15 protein-coding genes are annotated in these 15637 nt (G+C 66.0%); 6 read left to right on the plus strand and 9 right to left on the minus strand.

The genetic code is table 11. From position 1 onward, the window contains the following. Positions 1 to 129: 129 nt before the first annotated feature. The gene (gene sucD, locus NYR55_RS10675; RefSeq protein WP_260021278.1) at positions 130 to 1020 is read right to left on the minus strand and encodes a succinate--CoA ligase subunit alpha; all 891 of its coding nucleotides are present in this window, start codon (positions 1018 to 1020) and stop codon (positions 130 to 132) included. Between the two features lie 49 nt (positions 1021 to 1069). Beyond that, the gene (mdh, locus tag NYR55_RS10680) at positions 1070 to 2032 is read right to left on the minus strand and encodes a malate dehydrogenase (RefSeq protein ID WP_260021279.1); all 963 of its coding nucleotides are present in this window, start codon (positions 2030 to 2032) and stop codon (positions 1070 to 1072) included. Positions 2033 to 2258: 226 nt separating this feature from the next. On the opposite strand from mdh, the gene NYR55_RS10685 reads away from it, so the two are divergent. Next, positions 2259 to 3473, plus strand: coding sequence for a hypothetical protein (locus tag NYR55_RS10685; RefSeq protein WP_260021280.1), 1215 nt, complete (start codon positions 2259 to 2261; stop codon positions 3471 to 3473). 19 nt (positions 3474 to 3492) lie between these two features. On the opposite strand, the gene zapE is transcribed toward NYR55_RS10685, so the two are convergent. The 4 genes from zapE to NYR55_RS10705 form a co-directional block, all read right to left on the minus strand. Next, on the minus strand, positions 3493 to 4605 hold the full coding sequence (zapE, locus tag NYR55_RS10690; protein ID WP_260021281.1) for a cell division protein ZapE: 1113 nt from the start codon (positions 4603 to 4605) through the stop codon (positions 3493 to 3495). A gap of 40 nt (positions 4606 to 4645) precedes the next feature. Then, complete coding sequence (locus NYR55_RS10695) at positions 4646 to 5431, minus strand: succinate dehydrogenase iron-sulfur subunit (protein WP_260021282.1); 786 nt, start codon at positions 5429 to 5431, stop codon at positions 4646 to 4648. Between the two features lie 148 nt (positions 5432 to 5579). Continuing rightward, on the minus strand, positions 5580 to 6146 hold the full coding sequence (locus NYR55_RS10700; RefSeq protein WP_260021283.1) for an ATP-dependent Clp protease proteolytic subunit: 567 nt from the start codon (positions 6144 to 6146) through the stop codon (positions 5580 to 5582). A 71-nt stretch (positions 6147 to 6217) separates the two neighbouring features. Further along, positions 6218 to 7243 (minus strand): C13 family peptidase, encoded by a 1026-nt coding sequence (locus NYR55_RS10705; RefSeq protein ID WP_260021284.1) that lies wholly within the window; start codon positions 7241 to 7243, stop codon positions 6218 to 6220. Between the two features lie 96 nt (positions 7244 to 7339). On the opposite strand from NYR55_RS10705, the gene NYR55_RS10710 reads away from it, so the two are divergent. Beyond that, complete coding sequence (locus tag NYR55_RS10710) at positions 7340 to 8347, plus strand: LLM class flavin-dependent oxidoreductase (protein ID WP_260021285.1); 1008 nt, start codon at positions 7340 to 7342, stop codon at positions 8345 to 8347. A 19-nt stretch (positions 8348 to 8366) separates the two neighbouring features. Here the strand turns inward: NYR55_RS10710 and sdhA are convergent, their stop codons facing one another. Genes sdhA through sdhC form a run of 3 tightly spaced genes read right to left on the minus strand, consistent with a single transcriptional unit; the run spans position 8367 to position 10930 of the window. After that, positions 8367 to 10169 (minus strand): succinate dehydrogenase flavoprotein subunit, encoded by a 1803-nt coding sequence (gene sdhA / locus NYR55_RS10715; protein ID WP_260021286.1) that lies wholly within the window; start codon positions 10167 to 10169, stop codon positions 8367 to 8369. Beyond that, positions 10169 to 10555: a succinate dehydrogenase, hydrophobic membrane anchor protein gene (gene sdhD / locus NYR55_RS10720; protein ID WP_260021287.1), complete on the minus strand. Its 387-nt coding sequence runs from the start codon at positions 10553 to 10555 to the stop codon at positions 10169 to 10171. Before sdhD ends, sdhA begins: the two co-directional genes overlap by 1 nt. Positions 10556 to 10558: 3 nt before the next feature. Then, positions 10559 to 10930, minus strand: coding sequence for a succinate dehydrogenase, cytochrome b556 subunit (gene sdhC / locus NYR55_RS10725; RefSeq protein WP_260021288.1), 372 nt, complete (start codon positions 10928 to 10930; stop codon positions 10559 to 10561). 253 nt (positions 10931 to 11183) lie between these two features. On the opposite strand from sdhC, the gene NYR55_RS10730 reads away from it, so the two are divergent. The 4 genes from NYR55_RS10730 to NYR55_RS10745 are packed head-to-tail and all read left to right on the plus strand — an operon-like array spanning position 11184 to position 15636. After that, positions 11184 to 12527, plus strand: coding sequence for a methyl-accepting chemotaxis protein (locus tag NYR55_RS10730; RefSeq protein WP_260021637.1), 1344 nt, complete (start codon positions 11184 to 11186; stop codon positions 12525 to 12527). 21 nt (positions 12528 to 12548) lie between these two features. Next, positions 12549 to 13919 (plus strand): methyl-accepting chemotaxis protein, encoded by a 1371-nt coding sequence (locus NYR55_RS10735; protein WP_260021289.1) that lies wholly within the window; start codon positions 12549 to 12551, stop codon positions 13917 to 13919. Between the two features lie 42 nt (positions 13920 to 13961). Then, a complete protein-coding gene (locus NYR55_RS10740) occupies positions 13962 to 14663 on the plus strand; it encodes an SDR family oxidoreductase (RefSeq protein WP_260021291.1) in 702 nt (233 codons plus the stop codon). Then, complete coding sequence (locus NYR55_RS10745) at positions 14653 to 15636, plus strand: 50S ribosomal protein L11 methyltransferase (RefSeq protein WP_260021293.1); 984 nt, start codon at positions 14653 to 14655, stop codon at positions 15634 to 15636. Before NYR55_RS10740 ends, NYR55_RS10745 begins: the two co-directional genes overlap by 11 nt. Position 15637: the final 1 nt, after the last annotated feature.

Genomic DNA, 15637 nt, shown 5'->3' on the forward strand with positions numbered 1-15637 from the left:
TTAGTCGAAGCTGGGTGAGGGTGGGCTTTCCTTGCTGAGGCGAAGGCCACCCTCATCCAACTGCACCTAAGCGCTTGCGGCGCCAAGGTTCCGTATCCTTCTCCCGCCAGCGGGAGAAGGGTTAAGGGTTCACCCCTTCAGCACCTCGACCAGCGTTTCGCCGAGCAGCGAGGGGCTGGGCGAGACGCGGATGCCGGCGCTTTCCATCGCGGCGATCTTGTCCTCTGCGCCGCCTTGCCCGCCGGACACGATCGCACCGGCATGGCCCATGCGGCGACCCGGAGGGGCGGTGCGGCCGGCGATGAAGCCGACCATCGGCTTCTTGCGGCCGCGCTTTGCCTCGTCCTTCAGGAACTGCGCCGCTTCTTCCTCGGCGCTGCCGCCGATTTCGCCGATCATGATGATGGATTCGGTCGCATCATCCGCCAGGAACAGTTCCAGCACGTCGATGAAGTTGGTGCCGTTCACCGGATCGCCGCCGATGCCGACCGCGGTCGTCTGACCCAGGCCCGCATTGGTCGTCTGGAACACCGCTTCATAGGTAAGCGTGCCCGACCGGGAAACAACGCCGACCGACCCCTTGGAAAAGATCGAACCGGGCATGATGCCGATCTTGCATTCGCCGGGCGTCAGCACGCCGGGGCAGTTCGGGCCGATCAGCCGCGACTTCGACCCCGACAGCGCGCGCTTGACGCGGACCATGTCGAGCACCGGGATGCCTTCGGTGATCGCGACGATCAGCGGCACTTCGGCGTCGATCGCCTCCAGGATCGAATCGGCGGCGAAGGGCGGCGGCACATAGATGACGGACGCGGTTGCGCCGGTCTTTGCCACCGCTTCGGCCACGGTGTCGAAATTGGGCAGGCCCAGTTCCTCATGGATCGTGCCGCCCTTGCCGGGCGTCACGCCGCCGACCATCTGCGTGCCGTAATCCAGCGCCGCCTTGGTATGGAAGGTGCCGGTCTTGCCGGTCATCCCCTGGGTGATGACCTTGGTATTCTTGTCGACGAGGATGCTCATCTAGTCTTCGCTCCCTTGTTCCCCGGCAATGGCCGGGGCAGCGCTAATTTCAGGCCAGGCTCTCGTCGATCGCCTTGCACGCGACCAGCAGTTCCTTGACCGCGTCGACGCTGACCTGAAGGTTCGCCTTGGCCTCGTCCGTCAGGTTGATTTCGATCACCTTTTCAACGCCGCCCGCGCCGATGATGACGGGCACGCCGACATACAGGTCGTCGACGCCATACTGGCCGGTCAGGTGCGCCGCGGCGGGCAGGACGCGCTTCTGGTCATACAGATACGCCTCGGCCATCGCGATGCCGCTGGTGGCGGGCGCATAATAGGCCGAACCGGTCTTGAGCAGGCCGACGATCTCGCCGCCGCCCGAACGGGTGCGCTGCACGATCGCGTCGATCCGTTCTTTGGTCGAAAAGCCCATGGCAATCAGGTCGCTGACCGGGATGCCGCTGACCGTCGAATATTCGAGGACGGGCACCATCGTGTCGCCATGGCCGCCCAGCACGAAGCTGTTCACGTCCTTGACCGACACCTTGAACTCTTCGGCCAGGAAATGGCTGAAGCGGGCCGAATCCAGCACGCCGGCCATGCCGACGACCTTGCTGTGCGGCAGGCCCGAAAATTCGCGCAGCGCCCAGACCATCGCGTCGAGCGGGTTGGTGATGCAGATGACGAACGCGTCGGGCGCATTGGCGGCAATGCCTTCGCCGACTGCCTTCATCACCTTGAGATTGATGCCGAGCAGGTCGTCGCGGCTCATCCCCGGCTTGCGGGCGACGCCGGCGGTGACGATGATGACGTCCGCGCCCGCGATATCCTTGTAATCGTTCGATCCGGTGATCGAGGCGTCGAACCCTTCGACCGGGCCGCACTGCGATAGGTCAAGCGCCTTGCCCTGCGGAATACCCTCGGCAACGTCGAACAGGACGATGTCGCCAAGGCCCTTCAGTGCTGCGAGGTGGGCTAGGGTGCCGCCGATATTGCCGGCGCCGATCAACGCGATCTTCTTGCGAGCCATGGGTCTCCCTTTCTGGGCCATGCGGGCACTCTCCACGACCCGCGGAAACGGGTGGGCATTAAGCCGATCCATAAGCCGGGGCAACTAAAGAATCATGAAAATCCGGGAAATCTTTGCATATGCGAATAATGTGCAATAAGCACTTTTGGCGGGCAAAGGGCGGGCGTGACAAGCGTTAGGCGCTCTGGCACGCTGCGGCTCTCTTTCCCATGGGAGCACAGATCGGATGAAGCGGATTCGGGCCGGGTTGCTGAGTGCGGGCATGATGGTTGCGGGAATCGGGGCGGCGGCGCTGGCGGCCGATCCGGCGCCGCGGGTTCGCCCGCCCGCCCTGGCCCAAGTGGAAACCGTGGTGGTGGCAAAGGGCGTGCCGATGCCCCGGTTCCGCGTCGACGCCGCCTGGCCGACGCTGCCTGCCGACCTGATGCTGGGGCAGGTTTCGGGCGTTGCCGTCGATGGCGATGACGATGTGTGGGTCGTCCACCGCCCCCATTCGCTTGGCCCGACCGACACGGGCGCCGCACAGACCCCGCCGATTGCCGTCTGCTGCAAGCCGGCACCCACGGTCGTCCGGTTCAGCCGGGAGGGCGCGTATCTGGCCGGATGGGGCCTGCCCGATACCGGCCCGGTGCTGGACGGGGTGAACCAGTGGCCGAAAAGCATTCACGGCGTTTATGTCGACACGGCAAAGACGGTGTGGTTCGGCGGCAATGGCGATGGCGACCATGCGGTGCTGAACTTTACCGCCGATGGCAAGTTCATCCGCGCCTATGGCCGGCGCGAGCAGACCGGCGGCAATGCGGACCTCACGACATTCGGCAATCCGGCGGACGTGTTTCACGAGGATGGCGAGCTGCTGATCGCCGACGGGTACAAGAACAAGCGGATCATCGGGTTCGACAGCCGGACCAACCGGAACACGGCAGCGTTCGGTGCCTATGGCGGTCCCGCAACCGGCCCGGCCCGTGCCGGCAATTTCGATCAGAGCCAGGCGACCAGCACCGGCGATGGCGGGGCCAATCCGGCGTCCAGAAGCTTTGGCGACATCGTGCATTGCATCGTCAAGACGAAGGACGACCATTATTATGTCTGCGACCGGCGCAACAACCGGGCGCAGCTGTACCGCAAGCGCGCCGGCAACTTCGAGTTCGTCCGCGACCTGGTGATCGCGCCGGAAACCGGCGGCACGCGGACCGTGACCGACATCGCGATGAGCCCGGACGAGAAATATCTGTATGTCGCCGACATGATGAACGGCCGCATCTGGATCCTGCTGCGCGAAACGCATCAGGTGCTCGGCGCGATCGGCCGCAACGGGCGGCAGGCGGGCGAGTTCATCTGGCTGCACAGCATCGACACGGATTCGCAGGGCAATATCTATGCGACCGAGGTGAATACCGGCCGCCGCGTGCAGAAATTCGTGTTCGAAGGCGTGCGCTGACCGGATCGTCGGCGCAGGCTCAGTCCGCGCCGTGCCCCTTGGCCAGATAGTCGAAGCTGCGCATTTCGTTGAGGCGGCTGACCGTGCGCTGAAATTCGAACCGGCCATCGCCCGTGGCATACAGGTCCTCGGGCGCGGCGTCGGCGGCGGCCAGCAGCTTGACCTTGTGTTCGTACAGCGCGTCGATCAGCGTGACGAAGCGCGCCGCCTCGTTGCGGTTTTCCGGGCCAAGGCGCGGGATGCCGACCAGGATGACGGTGTGGAACCGGCGGGCGACCGCCAGATAATCCGCTGCGCCGCGCGCTTCGCCGCACAGCCGTTTGAAGCTGAATACCGCAACGCCCTTAAGCGATTTGGGCACGTGGAGCATGCGGCCGCCGCCCACGTCCAGTTCCTCGACCGGCACTTTCGCCCGGTCCTCGACCGGATAGTCGGTCAGGCGGAAAAAGGCGGCCGAAAGCGCGGCCGTCGCCTCCGGCCCGTTCGGCACCAGCCAGGTGTCGATGCGGCCCAGCCGGTCCAGCCGGTAATCCACCGGACCGTTCAGCGCGACCACATCGCATTTCTGCTGAATGAGGTCGATGAACGGCAGGAACAGCGACCGGTTGATCCCGTCCTTGTACAGGTCGGTCGGCGCGCGGTTGGACGTTGCCACGATAGTGACGCCGCGATCGAACATCGCCGTGAACAGCCGCGACAGGACGGCGGCATCGGCGGGATTGTTGACGATCATCTCGTCAAAGGCGAGCAGCCGCACCTCTTCCGACATGGTGGCGGCGACCGGCTGAATGGGGTCGGGCACCTGACTGCCGCGGGCGATGTGCAGGCGGTGATGCACCTCCTGCATAAAGGCATGGAAATGCACGCGGCGCTTTCGCCGGATATCCAGATGCTGAAAGAACAGGTCCATCAGCATGGATTTGCCGCGCCCGACATCGCCCCACAGATAGACGCCGCGCGGCGGATCGGGCAGGCGGCCGAGCAGTTTCCACAGGGTCGATCCGCGTTTCGGCACCGCCTCCAGCGCCGTGGCCAGTTCGGCCAGCCGCTCCGCAGCCGCGGCCTGAGTGGCGTCCGGGCGCAGTTCGCCACCCGCAATTAGGGCGCGATACGCGGAAAGGACCGCGCTCATCAGCGCGGTCCCCATCCATTCCGTTCAGGCATGGCGCGCGTCAGAGAACGCGCTCGACCTGCATCTTCTTGATCTCGCCAATGGCCCGGGCCGGGTTCAGCCCCTTGGGGCAGACATTGGCGCAGTTCATGATCGTGTGGCAGCGATAGAGGCGGAAGGGATCTTCCAGCTCGTCCAGCCGCTCGCCGGTCATTTCGTCGCGGCTGTCCGCCAGCCAGCGATAGGCCTGAAGCAGGATGGCCGGGCCGAGGAACCGGTCGCTGTTCCACCAATAGCTGGGGCAGCTGGTCGAGCAGCAGGCGCACAGGATGCACTCGTACAGGCCGTCCAGCTTGGCGCGATCCTCCGGCGACTGAAGCCGTTCCTTGCCCGAGGGCGGCGGCGTCACCGTCTGCAGCCAGGGCTTGATCGAGGCATATTGCGCATAGAAATGCGTGAAATCGGGCACCAGGTCCTTGATCACGTCCATGTGCGGCAGCGGCGTGATGCGGATCGCGCCCTTGATATCCTCAATCGCCGTGGTGCAGGCCAGCGCGTTCTTGCCATCGATGTTCATCGAGCAGGAACCGCAAATCCCCTCACGGCAGGAGCGGCGGAAGGTGAGGGTGGGATCCACCTCGCCCTTGATCTTGATGAGCGCGTCCAGAACCATCGGGCCGCAATCGTCCAGGTCGACCTCGAACGTGTCATAACGCGGGTTCTGACCGCTGTCCGGATCGTAGCGATAGATCTTGAACTGCTTGGTGCGGGCGGCGCCTTGCGGCGCTTTGTGAACCTTGCCCTCGTTCTTGATCTTGCTGTTCTTTGGCAGGGCGAATTCGGCCATGGTCACTTCCCGTTGCTGTTTGTACCGATCTGGCGAGCGCACGCCGCCAGTCAAGACCCGCACGCGTTACAACAGGCGGGCCGGGCTCGCAAATGCAGCAGAAACGAAATTTGCGATCATGGGACGGGATTGAATCGAACAGTCGGTATCAAATGACGTCCAGCACCAAGCCCAGATCGCGGGCCTGCTCTGCCTCGATATACCAGTTTTCCGGGGCGCGGGCTTTCAGGTCGTCAAGGTCGATGCGCGTGCCGGCGACCAGATCGGCGAACCCTTCCTCCTCGATCCGGATGGAATGTTCGATTTCGTGCAGGGCCGCCTTCAGGCTGGCGATACAGGTTTTGAGCGGGCCGCTGAGCTCGACCGTCTTTGACAGGATGCGTTCGTGAATCATGATTCGCGTGCCGCGCGTCAGGAACCGCTTGTCCGCAGGAAAGGCCGCCATGAACGTGGCCCCGGCGGAATAGACCGCGACCTTGCCCAGAAACAGCAATTCGCGCCCGGTATAGTCGCGCAGCATCCGCACCTCGTCCCCCATCAGGCGCGCGACCTCCGGATCGCCGCCCAGGGTTGACAGCGACAGGATGATCGGGCCGTCGCCGGGCGCTGCATCGACCTGTTGCCGGAAGCGGTCGAACATCGCGTGATCGACGGGGCCGGCAAGCTCGACATGAGGTCGGGCGAACAGCGGATAGGGATGTGGGGACTGGTTCATGCGCGCCGAACGGGCGGTGGCGGGCAGGGTTCCCCGCCGGTTCGCGATCGGGCGAATAAATGCGCGGGGGGTCAGCGGCCCGCAAGCGCGGACTGATCGAGCATCGCCATGGCGGGGCGGCCCACCGGCTTGCCCGCCAGCCGGGGCGCGCGGGCATCCAGCGCCGTCAGCCAAGTCCGGGCATCTTCGCCGACGAAGAGCTGCGGCTCGCTGGATTCCACCCCGGCGGTCTTTTCCCATCCGGCGACCAGGCCCTGCGCCTCTGCAGCGGCATCGGCAAAGGGCTGCGGCTTGCGCAGGGCGCGGTTGACCAGCGCATCGCCGAAGAAGGTCCAGTCATTTTCCGCCGCACAGCCAAAGCTGGGCCGCCGCGAGGATGCCGCCGTGGCGATCACGCGCGTCGATTTGGACAGAAGGGGGATGAACACGCCCGAATAACAGGCGCTGATCATCACCATCGCCCGGTCGATTTCCAGCGTGTCCAGCGTGGACCACAGGCGAAACGGCGAAATCGCGCCGAAACCGCTGTCCCCGTCATGATAGACAATGCCCCAGGGTGCGCCGTGGCTGGTGGTATAGAGGATCAGCACATCCTCCTTGCGGTCCATCCGCGCGGCGATCGCGGACAGTGCCGATTCGATATTGGCGGGCGACCCCATGGGCAGGGTGGACGGGCCGGTGCCGTCGGTTCCCGCCAGCAGGATCGTGCGTCCCTGCGCCTGATACCGGCGTTCAAGGACGCGGGCGGCCTCTCTCGCCTCCCGCCCGAACACGGGATCGCTGTCCATCCCGGCGACGAGGACATAGGCATCGACCACGCCGGGCCGCTGCGGTTTCAGCGCATCGACCCCGGCGGCCAGACGCCGCGATTCAGTGAGCGCCCATCCGGCGGGTCGTGCGCGTTCCATGGCCAGCCCGGCATCGGCCATCGATTGAAGCTGTTGCGGCGAGGCGGCGGCAACGCCTTGCTGGGCAAGGCCGGTATGGACGGGCGGGGTATAGCCCGCCTGCGGGCCGGGCGCAGCGGAACCGGCAAACACCGCCGCAAGCAGCGTCGCCCCGGCTGTCGACCAGCGCCTGATCCGTGGATGCCCCATGAGTCGCCAGCTTTCCCCCACGGAACCGGGGCGTCAAGGGGGCTGAAAGGGCAGGTGCCTTTGGAAATCGGGGCAGTCGTTCCTATCTTGGCAGGCATGACCCGATTATCGTTCCTGGACCTGGTCCCCGTCCGTGAGGGCGCGGGCGTCGCCGACGCGCTGGCCGATGCTGCCGCCATTGCCGCTCATGCCGAAACGCTGGGCTTTCACCGATACTGGGTGGCGGAGCATCACGGGATGGCTGGGGTTGCGGGCGGTGCCGCCGCCATCGTCATCGGCCATGTCGCCGCCGCGACCCGGACCATCCGGGTGGGTGCGGGCGGCATCATGCTGCCCAATCACGCGCCGCTGGTGATCGCCGAACAGTTCGGCACGCTGGCCGCGCTTCATCCCGGCCGGATCGACCTTGGCCTGGGCCGGGCGCCGGGCAGCGATCAGCGGGTGATGCAGGCGCTGCGCCGCACGCTGACGGCCGATCCCGACGGTTTCCCGCGCGATGTGATCGAGTTGCAGCGTTATTTCGCCGATGATGGCAGCACCGGCATCCGCGCGACGCCGGGTGCGGGGGCGGATGTGCCGATCTATATCCTGGGGTCCAGCACCTATGGCGCTCAGCTCGCCGCCGCGCTGGGCCTGCCCTATGCCTTTGCCAGCCATTTCGCGCCGCAGATGCTGGAAGAGGCGCTGTATCTGTACCGCCGCGATTTCCGGCCGAGCGCCCAGCTGGACGCGCCCCATGCCATGGCGGGGTTCAACCTGTTTGCCGGGGAAAGCGATGCGGAGGGCGCGTTGCTGGCATCGTCGATGGAGCAGAGCTTCGTCGCGCTGCGCACCGGCAATCCCGGTAAGCTGAAGCGGCCGGTCCCCGGCTATCGCGACAGCCTGCCGCCGCAGGCGCGGGCGATGCTGGACGGCGTGCTGAGCGCCAGCGCGATTGGCGGACCGGACACGGTTGCCCGGCAGATGCGGGCGTTCATCGACCGGACGGGCGTGGACGAACTGATCCTGACCAGCGCGATCTATGACCAGTCAGCGCGCAAACGCAGCCTGACGATCGCGGCAGAGGCCATGGGGTCCAAGGCGCAGGTGGCGGCGGCAGCCTGAGCCGCCGCCGCGCCGCGGATCAGTACACCCGCTTCTTCGGCTCGATATAGTCGATTTCGTCCGTCAGGGTGTAGTCGTGCACCGGGCGGTAGTCGATTTCGCACTTGCCGCCCTTGCCACCCCAGCCGTCGAAGGTGGCGATGGTGTGCTTCATCCAGTTGGCGTCATCGCGCTCCGGGAAATCCTCGTGCATGTGCGCGCCGCGGCTTTCCTTGCGGTTTTCGGCCGAACGGATAGTGACGACCGCCTGGCCGATCAGATTGTCCAGCTCCAGCGTTTCGATGAGGTCGGTGTTCCAGATCAGCGAGCGATCCGACACGTTCACATCGGCCATGCCCTGATAGAGCGCGTCCATCTTGGTCACGCCTTCCGCCAGCAGGGCGCTGTCGCGGAACACGGCGGCGTGCTTCTGCATCGCCTTTTGCATGTCGCCGCGCAGCTTTGCCGTCGGCGTGCCGCCCGATGCGTGGCGGAAATGGTCGAGGCGGCCGATCGCCAGCTCGGCCGAATCCTGCGGCAGCGGGTTGTGCGGGGCGTTGGGCTTGAGCAGCTCCTTGAGCCGCAGGCCCGCAGCGCGGCCGAACACGACCAGGTCGATCAGCGAATTGGAACCAAGACGGTTCGCGCCGTGGACGGACACGCACGCCGCCTCGCCCACCGCGAACAGGCCGGGGACGACCGTGTCCGGGTTGCCGTCCTTCAGATGGACGACCTCGCCATGATAGTTGGTCGGAATACCGCCCATATTGTAGTGGACGGTCGGCACCACCGGCAGCGGCTGGCGCGTCAGATCGACGCCGGCAAAGATCTTGCCGGTTTCGGTGATGCCGGGCAGCCGCTCGGCCAGCACCTTGGGGTCGATATGGTTCAGGTGCAGGAAGATATGGTCGGATTCCTTGCCGACGCCGCGTCCTTCCCGGATTTCCATGGCCATCGACCGCGACACGACGTCGCGCGACGCGAGGTCCTTGGCCGAGGGTGCGTACCGCTCCATGAAGCGTTCGCCCTCTGCATTGGTCAGATAGCCGCCCTCACCGCGCGCGCCTTCGGTAATCAGCACGCCGGCGCCGTAGATGCCGGTCGGGTGGAACTGGACGAACTCCATGTCCTGAAGCGGCAGGCCGGCCCGCAGCACCATGGCGTTGCCATCGCCGGTGCAGGTGTGCGCCGAGGTCGCCGACTGATACACGCGGCCGCCACCGCCGGTGGCCAGCACGACGGCATGGGCACGGAAACGGTGGATGCTGCCATCCTCCATGCACAGGGCGATGACGCCCCGGCACGTGCCGTTTTCCATGATCAGGTCGAGCGCGAAATATTCGATGTAGAAGTCCGCGTCGTACTTCAGCGACTGCTGATAGAGCGCGTGCAGCATCGCATGGCCGGTACGGTCGGCGGCGGCGGCGGTGCGCTGCACCGGCGGGCCGGCACCCATGTTCTGCATATGGCCGCCGAACGGGCGCTGATAGATCGTCCCGTCCTCGTTCCGGCTGAACGGCACGCCGGCATGCTCCAGCTCGTACACCGCCTGGGGTGCCTCGCGGCACAGATATTCGATCGCGTCCTGATCGCCCAGCCAGTCCGAACCCTTGACGGTGTCGTACATGTGCCACGACCAGTGGTCGGGCGTGTTGTTGCCCAGGCTGGCGGCGATCCCGCCCTGTGCGGCGACGGTGTGGCTGCGCGTCGGAAACACCTTGGTCACGCAGGCGGTCTTGAGGCCCGCCTCGGCCGCGCCCATCGTTGCGCGCAGGCCCGATCCGCCCGCGCCGACCACGACGACGTCATAGGTGTGGTCAATGATCTTGTAACTGTCGGTCATCAGTCTGCGCTTCCCGTGAATGCGATTTTCGCGATGGAAAACAAGGCGATGGCCCCTCCGACAAACACCGCGGCGTTCAGAAGGACAAGGTAGACGATCCGCGTCTCGTCCTTCTGATAGTCTTCAATCACGACCTGCAGCCCAAGCCGGGCGTGATAGAACAGGCTGAGCACCAGCAGGAACATCGGCACCGCCGCCCAGGGCGAGGCCAGCCATTCCGTCAGCCGGGCAAAGCCGAAGTCCGGCAGGATGGCAAGCGATGCCAGCAGCCAGACCATCAGGAACAGGTTGGACGCCGAAGTCAGGCGTTGATGCCACCAATGGTGCGCGCCTTCCTTGGCGGATCCAAGACCGCGCACGCGGCCGATGCTGCTTCCCGTACCCATATCTTACTTCCCCGAAATCAGCGGCAGCCACTGGGCGTGCGTCAGATAAGCCCAGAACAGCACCGTTCCGCCGATCGACCAGACCATCGTCAGCAGAGCGCCGCGCTTGTTGCCGCGCAGTTCATAGCCGGCGCCGACGTCGAGCACCCAGTGACGGACGCCCGTGCCGATATGCTGGAACAGGCTGACCGTCAGGCCGATGCCGAGCAGATAGCCAAGCGCGTTCAGCGCGCCGCTTTGATAGGTGAACACGTCGCGGAACGCGGCATAGCTTTCCTCGCCGCCCGCCAGCGCCGCCAGAAACCAGACCAGCAGCGCCAGGCCGACCAGCGCCATGCCCGACCCGGTGACGCGGTGCAAAATGGAAACCAGCATGTGCGGTCCCCATTTCCAGATGCTCAGATGCGGTGAAAGCGGTCGATTTTTCGGGCGCGCGGTAGCCAATTGGGTTCCCCTGAATGCTGCGTTGCCTATCTACGGCCGCGCGCGCAGGTTTCAAGCCGAATGACGCCGTTCCATGACTAACCAGCCTTTAACTCCTGCGCCGGTATCACCGGGCCGAGCGGAAATTCCGTCTTGCAAGGGAGCCGAAAGGGATCACGTGACCGTATCATCCAGCGCAACCGATCTGCCCACGCCAGGCAGCATTTCGGCCATGGTCGATTTGGAGGCCCGGCTGCGGGTGTTCGATACCGACCATGTGCTGATCGACAACGCGCGGGCCGTCTGGGCGGTGCTTGAAGCGGATATCCGTGCAATTTCAGAGGCATATTGGCTGCAATGGCTGCGTTGTTTTGCCGACCAGCGGGTCTGGGCGACGCATGAGACCGAAAAGATGATCGACCTGGGCGTCGCATTCCTGCGCGACCGGTTCCTGAATACCGAACGGCGCGACTGGATCGAATCGATCGAGCGATCCGTTGCCGCCGCCTATGGCGCGGGTGTGCCGCCGATGGCGCTGCTGTCGATGATTTCGGCAAGCGACCGCACCGCGCTGGAAGTGCTGATGCGGAAGATGCCGGCAGGCGATCCCGATCTGGTTCGCCATGTCGACACGCTGATGCGGCTGTCCGCGCTGGAAAGCGACATCACCGTCGAAATCTACACCGGCTATCGCGCGTACAGCGCACAGGTGAGCCGCGAGCGGCTGGCCGCGGATTTCCGCAACAGCATCGGCTCGACTGTCGAGCGGGCCAGCCATGAAGGCCACAGCCTGCGTGCACAGGCGTCGCAAACATCGTCTTCCGCGCGCGGGATGCTGGGCAAGGCATCGGAGGTAGCGGCGGCGGCGGAGCAGTCTGCAGTGGCGATGCGGGAGGCGGCGCAGACGGCGGCTGGCCTGATCCGGGCGATCGAGGATGCGCGGGCGGAGGTTGAGGCGGCGGCGGACATTGCGACGCGGGCGAGCGGTCAGGCGGGCGAGGCGGTTGAGATGAGCGAGATGCTGTCCGACCATGCCAAGTCGATCGAATCGATCCTCGGCCTGATCCGCGACATTGCCAGCCAGACCAATTTGCTGGCGCTGAACGCGACGATCGAGGCGGCGCGGGCGGGCGATGCCGGTCGGGGCTTTGCGGTGGTGGCGCAGGAGGTGAAGAGCCTGGCCAACCAGACGGCACGAGCGACGGACGACATTGCGGCCAAGATCGCGGCGATTCAGTCGGCGACGCGATCGACGGTGGAAACCAATGTGTCGATCCGGTCGACGGTGACCGAGGTTCAGCAGAGCGCGGACCGCATCCGCAGCGCGATGGAAGTGCAGGCACAGACCGTGACCGCGATCACCGCCGCCGTCGATGAAACCGCGCTGGCCGCCGACTCGATGTCCTCCACCATCGCCGCCATCCGCGAAGATACCGAAAGCGTCGCAAGCGACATCGAGCGCGTCGGTCAGGGTTTTGCCGTGCTGGAGAGCGAACTCGGTTCGCTGAAGACCGGAGCCGGAGAATTCGTGGCAAAGGTTGCCGCATAAAGAGCGGTTGGGGGAGGGGAAATGGCGGCTGCAAAATCCGCAAGGGTCGGGCAATGGGCACGGGACGAGCGATCCGTTGCGGATCGCCTGCGCGCCTATGACTGGGACGGCAGGCTGGTCGCCGGAGCGCGCGAGGTCGGCGAGCTGATCGGCGATCGCTCGATCGAGCTTGGCCAGAGTTTCTGGCGCCATTACCTGTCGCTACCCGCAGCCGAGGGCATTCGCGGTTATTATGACGAACAGCGAACGGCCGAAGCCGTAATGGTTTCAGCCCGTTATGCGCTGGTCAAATATGTCGATCCGCTGGGTGACGAATGGGTCCAGACGGCGCGGCGCTATGCCGCCGATTCGCACCGCGCAAAAATGCCGCTTCAGGCCCTGCTTGCCGCGTTGGCCTATGCCCACGGGCTGACGCTGCAGATCATCGAAGAGCAGATCGGCGACGACAAGGCCCGGATGCGGTGGCTGGCGGAGGTCGTGCAGCGCATGGCGCTGATCGAGGCAAACATCATGGCCGGCCATCTGGGCGAGCGCGACGCGACCCAGACCGATGCTGCCCGGCGCGAGGATGCGCGCCGGTTCCGTGACAGCATCGCCGAACTGATCGACGGCACATCCGGACTTGGCAACCGGAGCCGGGCGCAGGCCCATTCCGTTTCCGCATCTGCGCGCGGGATGCTGGGCAAGGCGTCGGAGGTTGCGGCGGCGGCGGAGCAGTCTGCGGTGGCGATGCGGGAGGCGGCGCAGACGGCGGCTGGCCTGATCCGGGCGATCGAGGATGCGCGGGCGGAGGTTGAGGCGGCGGCGGACATTGCGACGCGGGCGAGCGGTCAGGCGGGCGAGGCGGTTGAGATGAGCGAGATGCTGTCCGACCATGCCAAGTCGATCGAATCGATCCTCGGCCTGATCCGCGACATTGCCAGCCAGACCAATTTGCTGGCGCTGAACGCGACGATCGAGGCGGCGCGGGCGGGCGATGCCGGTCGGGGCTTTGCGGTGGTGGCGCAGGAGGTGAAGAGCCTGGCCAACCAGACGGCACGGGCGACGGACGACATTGCGGCCAAGATCGCGGCGATCCAGTCGGCGACGCGATCTACGGTGGAAACCAACGTGTCGATCCGGTCGACGGTGACCGAGGTTCAGCAAAGCGCAGATCGCATCCGCAGCGCGATGGAAGTGCAGGCGCAGACCGTGACCGCGATCACCGCCGCCGTCGATGAAACCGCGCTGGCCGCCGATTCCATGTCTTCCACCATCGCCGCCATCCGCGAAGATACCGAAAGCGTCGCAAGCGAGATGGACCAGCTGGAACGGGATTTCGGCCATGTCGACGACCGGCTGGTCGACCTGAAGGAAGCGGCGGAGCGGTTTTCCGACAGCGTCAACCGCTGAACCGGGCTTTCGCGCGCGTCGTCCAGCCGGTATCGACCGGGCATGACTGTCCATATCCTTTTAACCGGTGCCAGCAGGGGTATCGGCGCGGCGATTGCCGCGACCCTTGATGCACCGGGTATCCGGCTTGCCACACAGGCGACGACGGGGCCGCTGGCCACCGATTTCAACCAGCCCGTCGCGGCACCATCGCTGTGGCAGCGGGCGCTGGATGCGCTGGACGGACGGATCGATGTCCTGATCAACAATGCCGGGGTGTTCGAGGCGACGCCGATCGACAGCTCCGACGCCGAATGGCTGGCGGGGTGGGAGCGGACCATGCGGATCAACCTGACCGCAGCAGCCGAACTGTCCCGTCTGGCCGTACTGCACTGGCAGGGCCGGGAAAGCGGCGGGCGCATCGTCAACATCGCCAGCCGGGCCGCCCATCGCGGCGACAGCCCCGCGCACTGGCATTATGCCGCGTCAAAGGCGGGCATGGTCGCGATGACCAAGACGATCGCCCGCGCCTATGCCGCACAGGGCATCCTGGCCTTTTCCATCTGCCCCGGATTTACGATGACGGGGATGGCCGAGGAGTATCTGGCCAGCCGGGGCGGCGACAAGCTGTTGGCCGACATTCCGCTGGGCCGGGTGGCGATGCCGGACGAGGTGGCGACGATGGCGCGGTTCTGCGCGCTGGAAGCGCCCGCCAGCATGACCGGCGCGGTGCTGGACGTGAACGGAGCCAGCTATGTCCGCTGAAAGCTGGAAACTGACGCTGCCCTGTACCCGTGCCGAGGCAGAGGCGATTGACGCCGATCTGGGCGCGCTGGCCATGCTGGAGCCGACGCCGGTGCTGATGACCAGCGAATCGGTTGAGGACGATCCCGACAGCTGGCGGATCGAGGCGTATTTCGAGGGCAAGCCCGACAAGGCGGCGATTGCCGCCGTCCTGGCGATGGCCCCAAGCGCGGCCGGGGCAAAGCCGGTGCTGGAGCGGCTGGACGATGCCGACTGGGTGACGATGAGCCAGTCGGGCATCGAGCCGGTGCAGGCCGGCCGGTTCTATGTCCACACCGACACCAACAAGGGCAATGTGCCGGCGGGCGCCGTGCCGTTCATGATCCCGGCGGGCCTCGCGTTCGGCACGGGCACGCACGAGACGACCAGTGGCTGCCTGATGATGCTGGACGATCTGAAGCGGGCGGGCGCGCGGTTCCGGCATGTGGTGGATGTGGGAACGGGCACCGGCCTGCTCGCCTTTGCCGCGATGCACCTGTGGCCGACGGCGCAGGCGACCGCATCGGACATCGACCCCATGTCGATCGAGGTGACGCGCGACAATGCGCTGGCCAATGGCGTGGCGCTGGGCCGGGGCAAGGGGACGCTGGCGCTGGCCGTCGCGCCGGGGCTGGAGCATCCCATGCTGATCGCCCGCGCGCCCTATGACCTGGCCATCGCCAACATCCTGGCCGGGCCGCTGATCGACCTGGCCCCGACGCTGTGCGCCGCGGTTGCGCCGGGCGGGACGCTGATCCTGGCGGGGCTGCTGGATACGCAGGCAGAGGCGGTGATCCGCGCCTATCGGCGGCAGGGGATGCGGCTGGCCGGACGGATCGACCGGGGCCAGTGGCCGACGCTGCGCCTGGTCCGCCGCCACCGGTTCGGGGCGGACCGGACCACCCGGCCGGGGCCAAGGGTGCCCAGCCCGGCGCCCGGTTTCGGAAGCTGGTGAT

It is taken from the genome of Sphingomonas sp. BGYR3 (assembly GCF_025153455.1).
Lineage (GTDB): Bacteria > Pseudomonadota > Alphaproteobacteria > Sphingomonadales > Sphingomonadaceae > Sphingomonas.

Excerpts from the sequence above, each read along its gene's own strand:
- sucD (WP_260021278.1), bottom strand. The coding sequence starts at position 1,020 with ATGAGCATCCTCGTCGACAAGAATACCAAGGTCATCACCCAGGGGATG.
- sdhC (WP_260021288.1), bottom strand. The coding sequence starts at position 10,930 with ATGCTGGTTTCCATTTTGCACCGCGTCACCGGGTCGGGCATGGCGCTG.
- NYR55_RS10685 (WP_260021280.1), top strand. The coding sequence starts at position 2,259 with ATGAAGCGGATTCGGGCCGGGTTGCTGAGTGCGGGCATGATGGTTGCG.
- NYR55_RS10695 (WP_260021282.1), bottom strand. The coding sequence starts at position 5,431 with ATGGCCGAATTCGCCCTGCCAAAGAACAGCAAGATCAAGAACGAGGGC.
- NYR55_RS10745 (WP_260021293.1), top strand. The coding sequence starts at position 14,653 with ATGTCCGCTGAAAGCTGGAAACTGACGCTGCCCTGTACCCGTGCCGAG.
- NYR55_RS10735 (WP_260021289.1), top strand. The coding sequence starts at position 12,549 with ATGGCGGCTGCAAAATCCGCAAGGGTCGGGCAATGGGCACGGGACGAG.
- NYR55_RS10740 (WP_260021291.1), top strand. The coding sequence starts at position 13,962 with ATGACTGTCCATATCCTTTTAACCGGTGCCAGCAGGGGTATCGGCGCG.
- sdhD (WP_260021287.1), bottom strand. The coding sequence starts at position 10,555 with ATGGGTACGGGAAGCAGCATCGGCCGCGTGCGCGGTCTTGGATCCGCC.
- mdh (WP_260021279.1), bottom strand. The coding sequence starts at position 2,032 with ATGGCTCGCAAGAAGATCGCGTTGATCGGCGCCGGCAATATCGGCGGC.
- NYR55_RS10700 (WP_260021283.1), bottom strand. The coding sequence starts at position 6,146 with ATGAACCAGTCCCCACATCCCTATCCGCTGTTCGCCCGACCTCATGTC.
- NYR55_RS10710 (WP_260021285.1), top strand. The coding sequence starts at position 7,340 with ATGACCCGATTATCGTTCCTGGACCTGGTCCCCGTCCGTGAGGGCGCG.
- NYR55_RS10705 (WP_260021284.1), bottom strand. The coding sequence starts at position 7,243 with ATGGGGCATCCACGGATCAGGCGCTGGTCGACAGCCGGGGCGACGCTG.
- sdhA (WP_260021286.1), bottom strand. The coding sequence starts at position 10,169 with ATGACCGACAGTTACAAGATCATTGACCACACCTATGACGTCGTCGTG.
- zapE (WP_260021281.1), bottom strand. The coding sequence starts at position 4,605 with ATGAGCGCGGTCCTTTCCGCGTATCGCGCCCTAATTGCGGGTGGCGAA.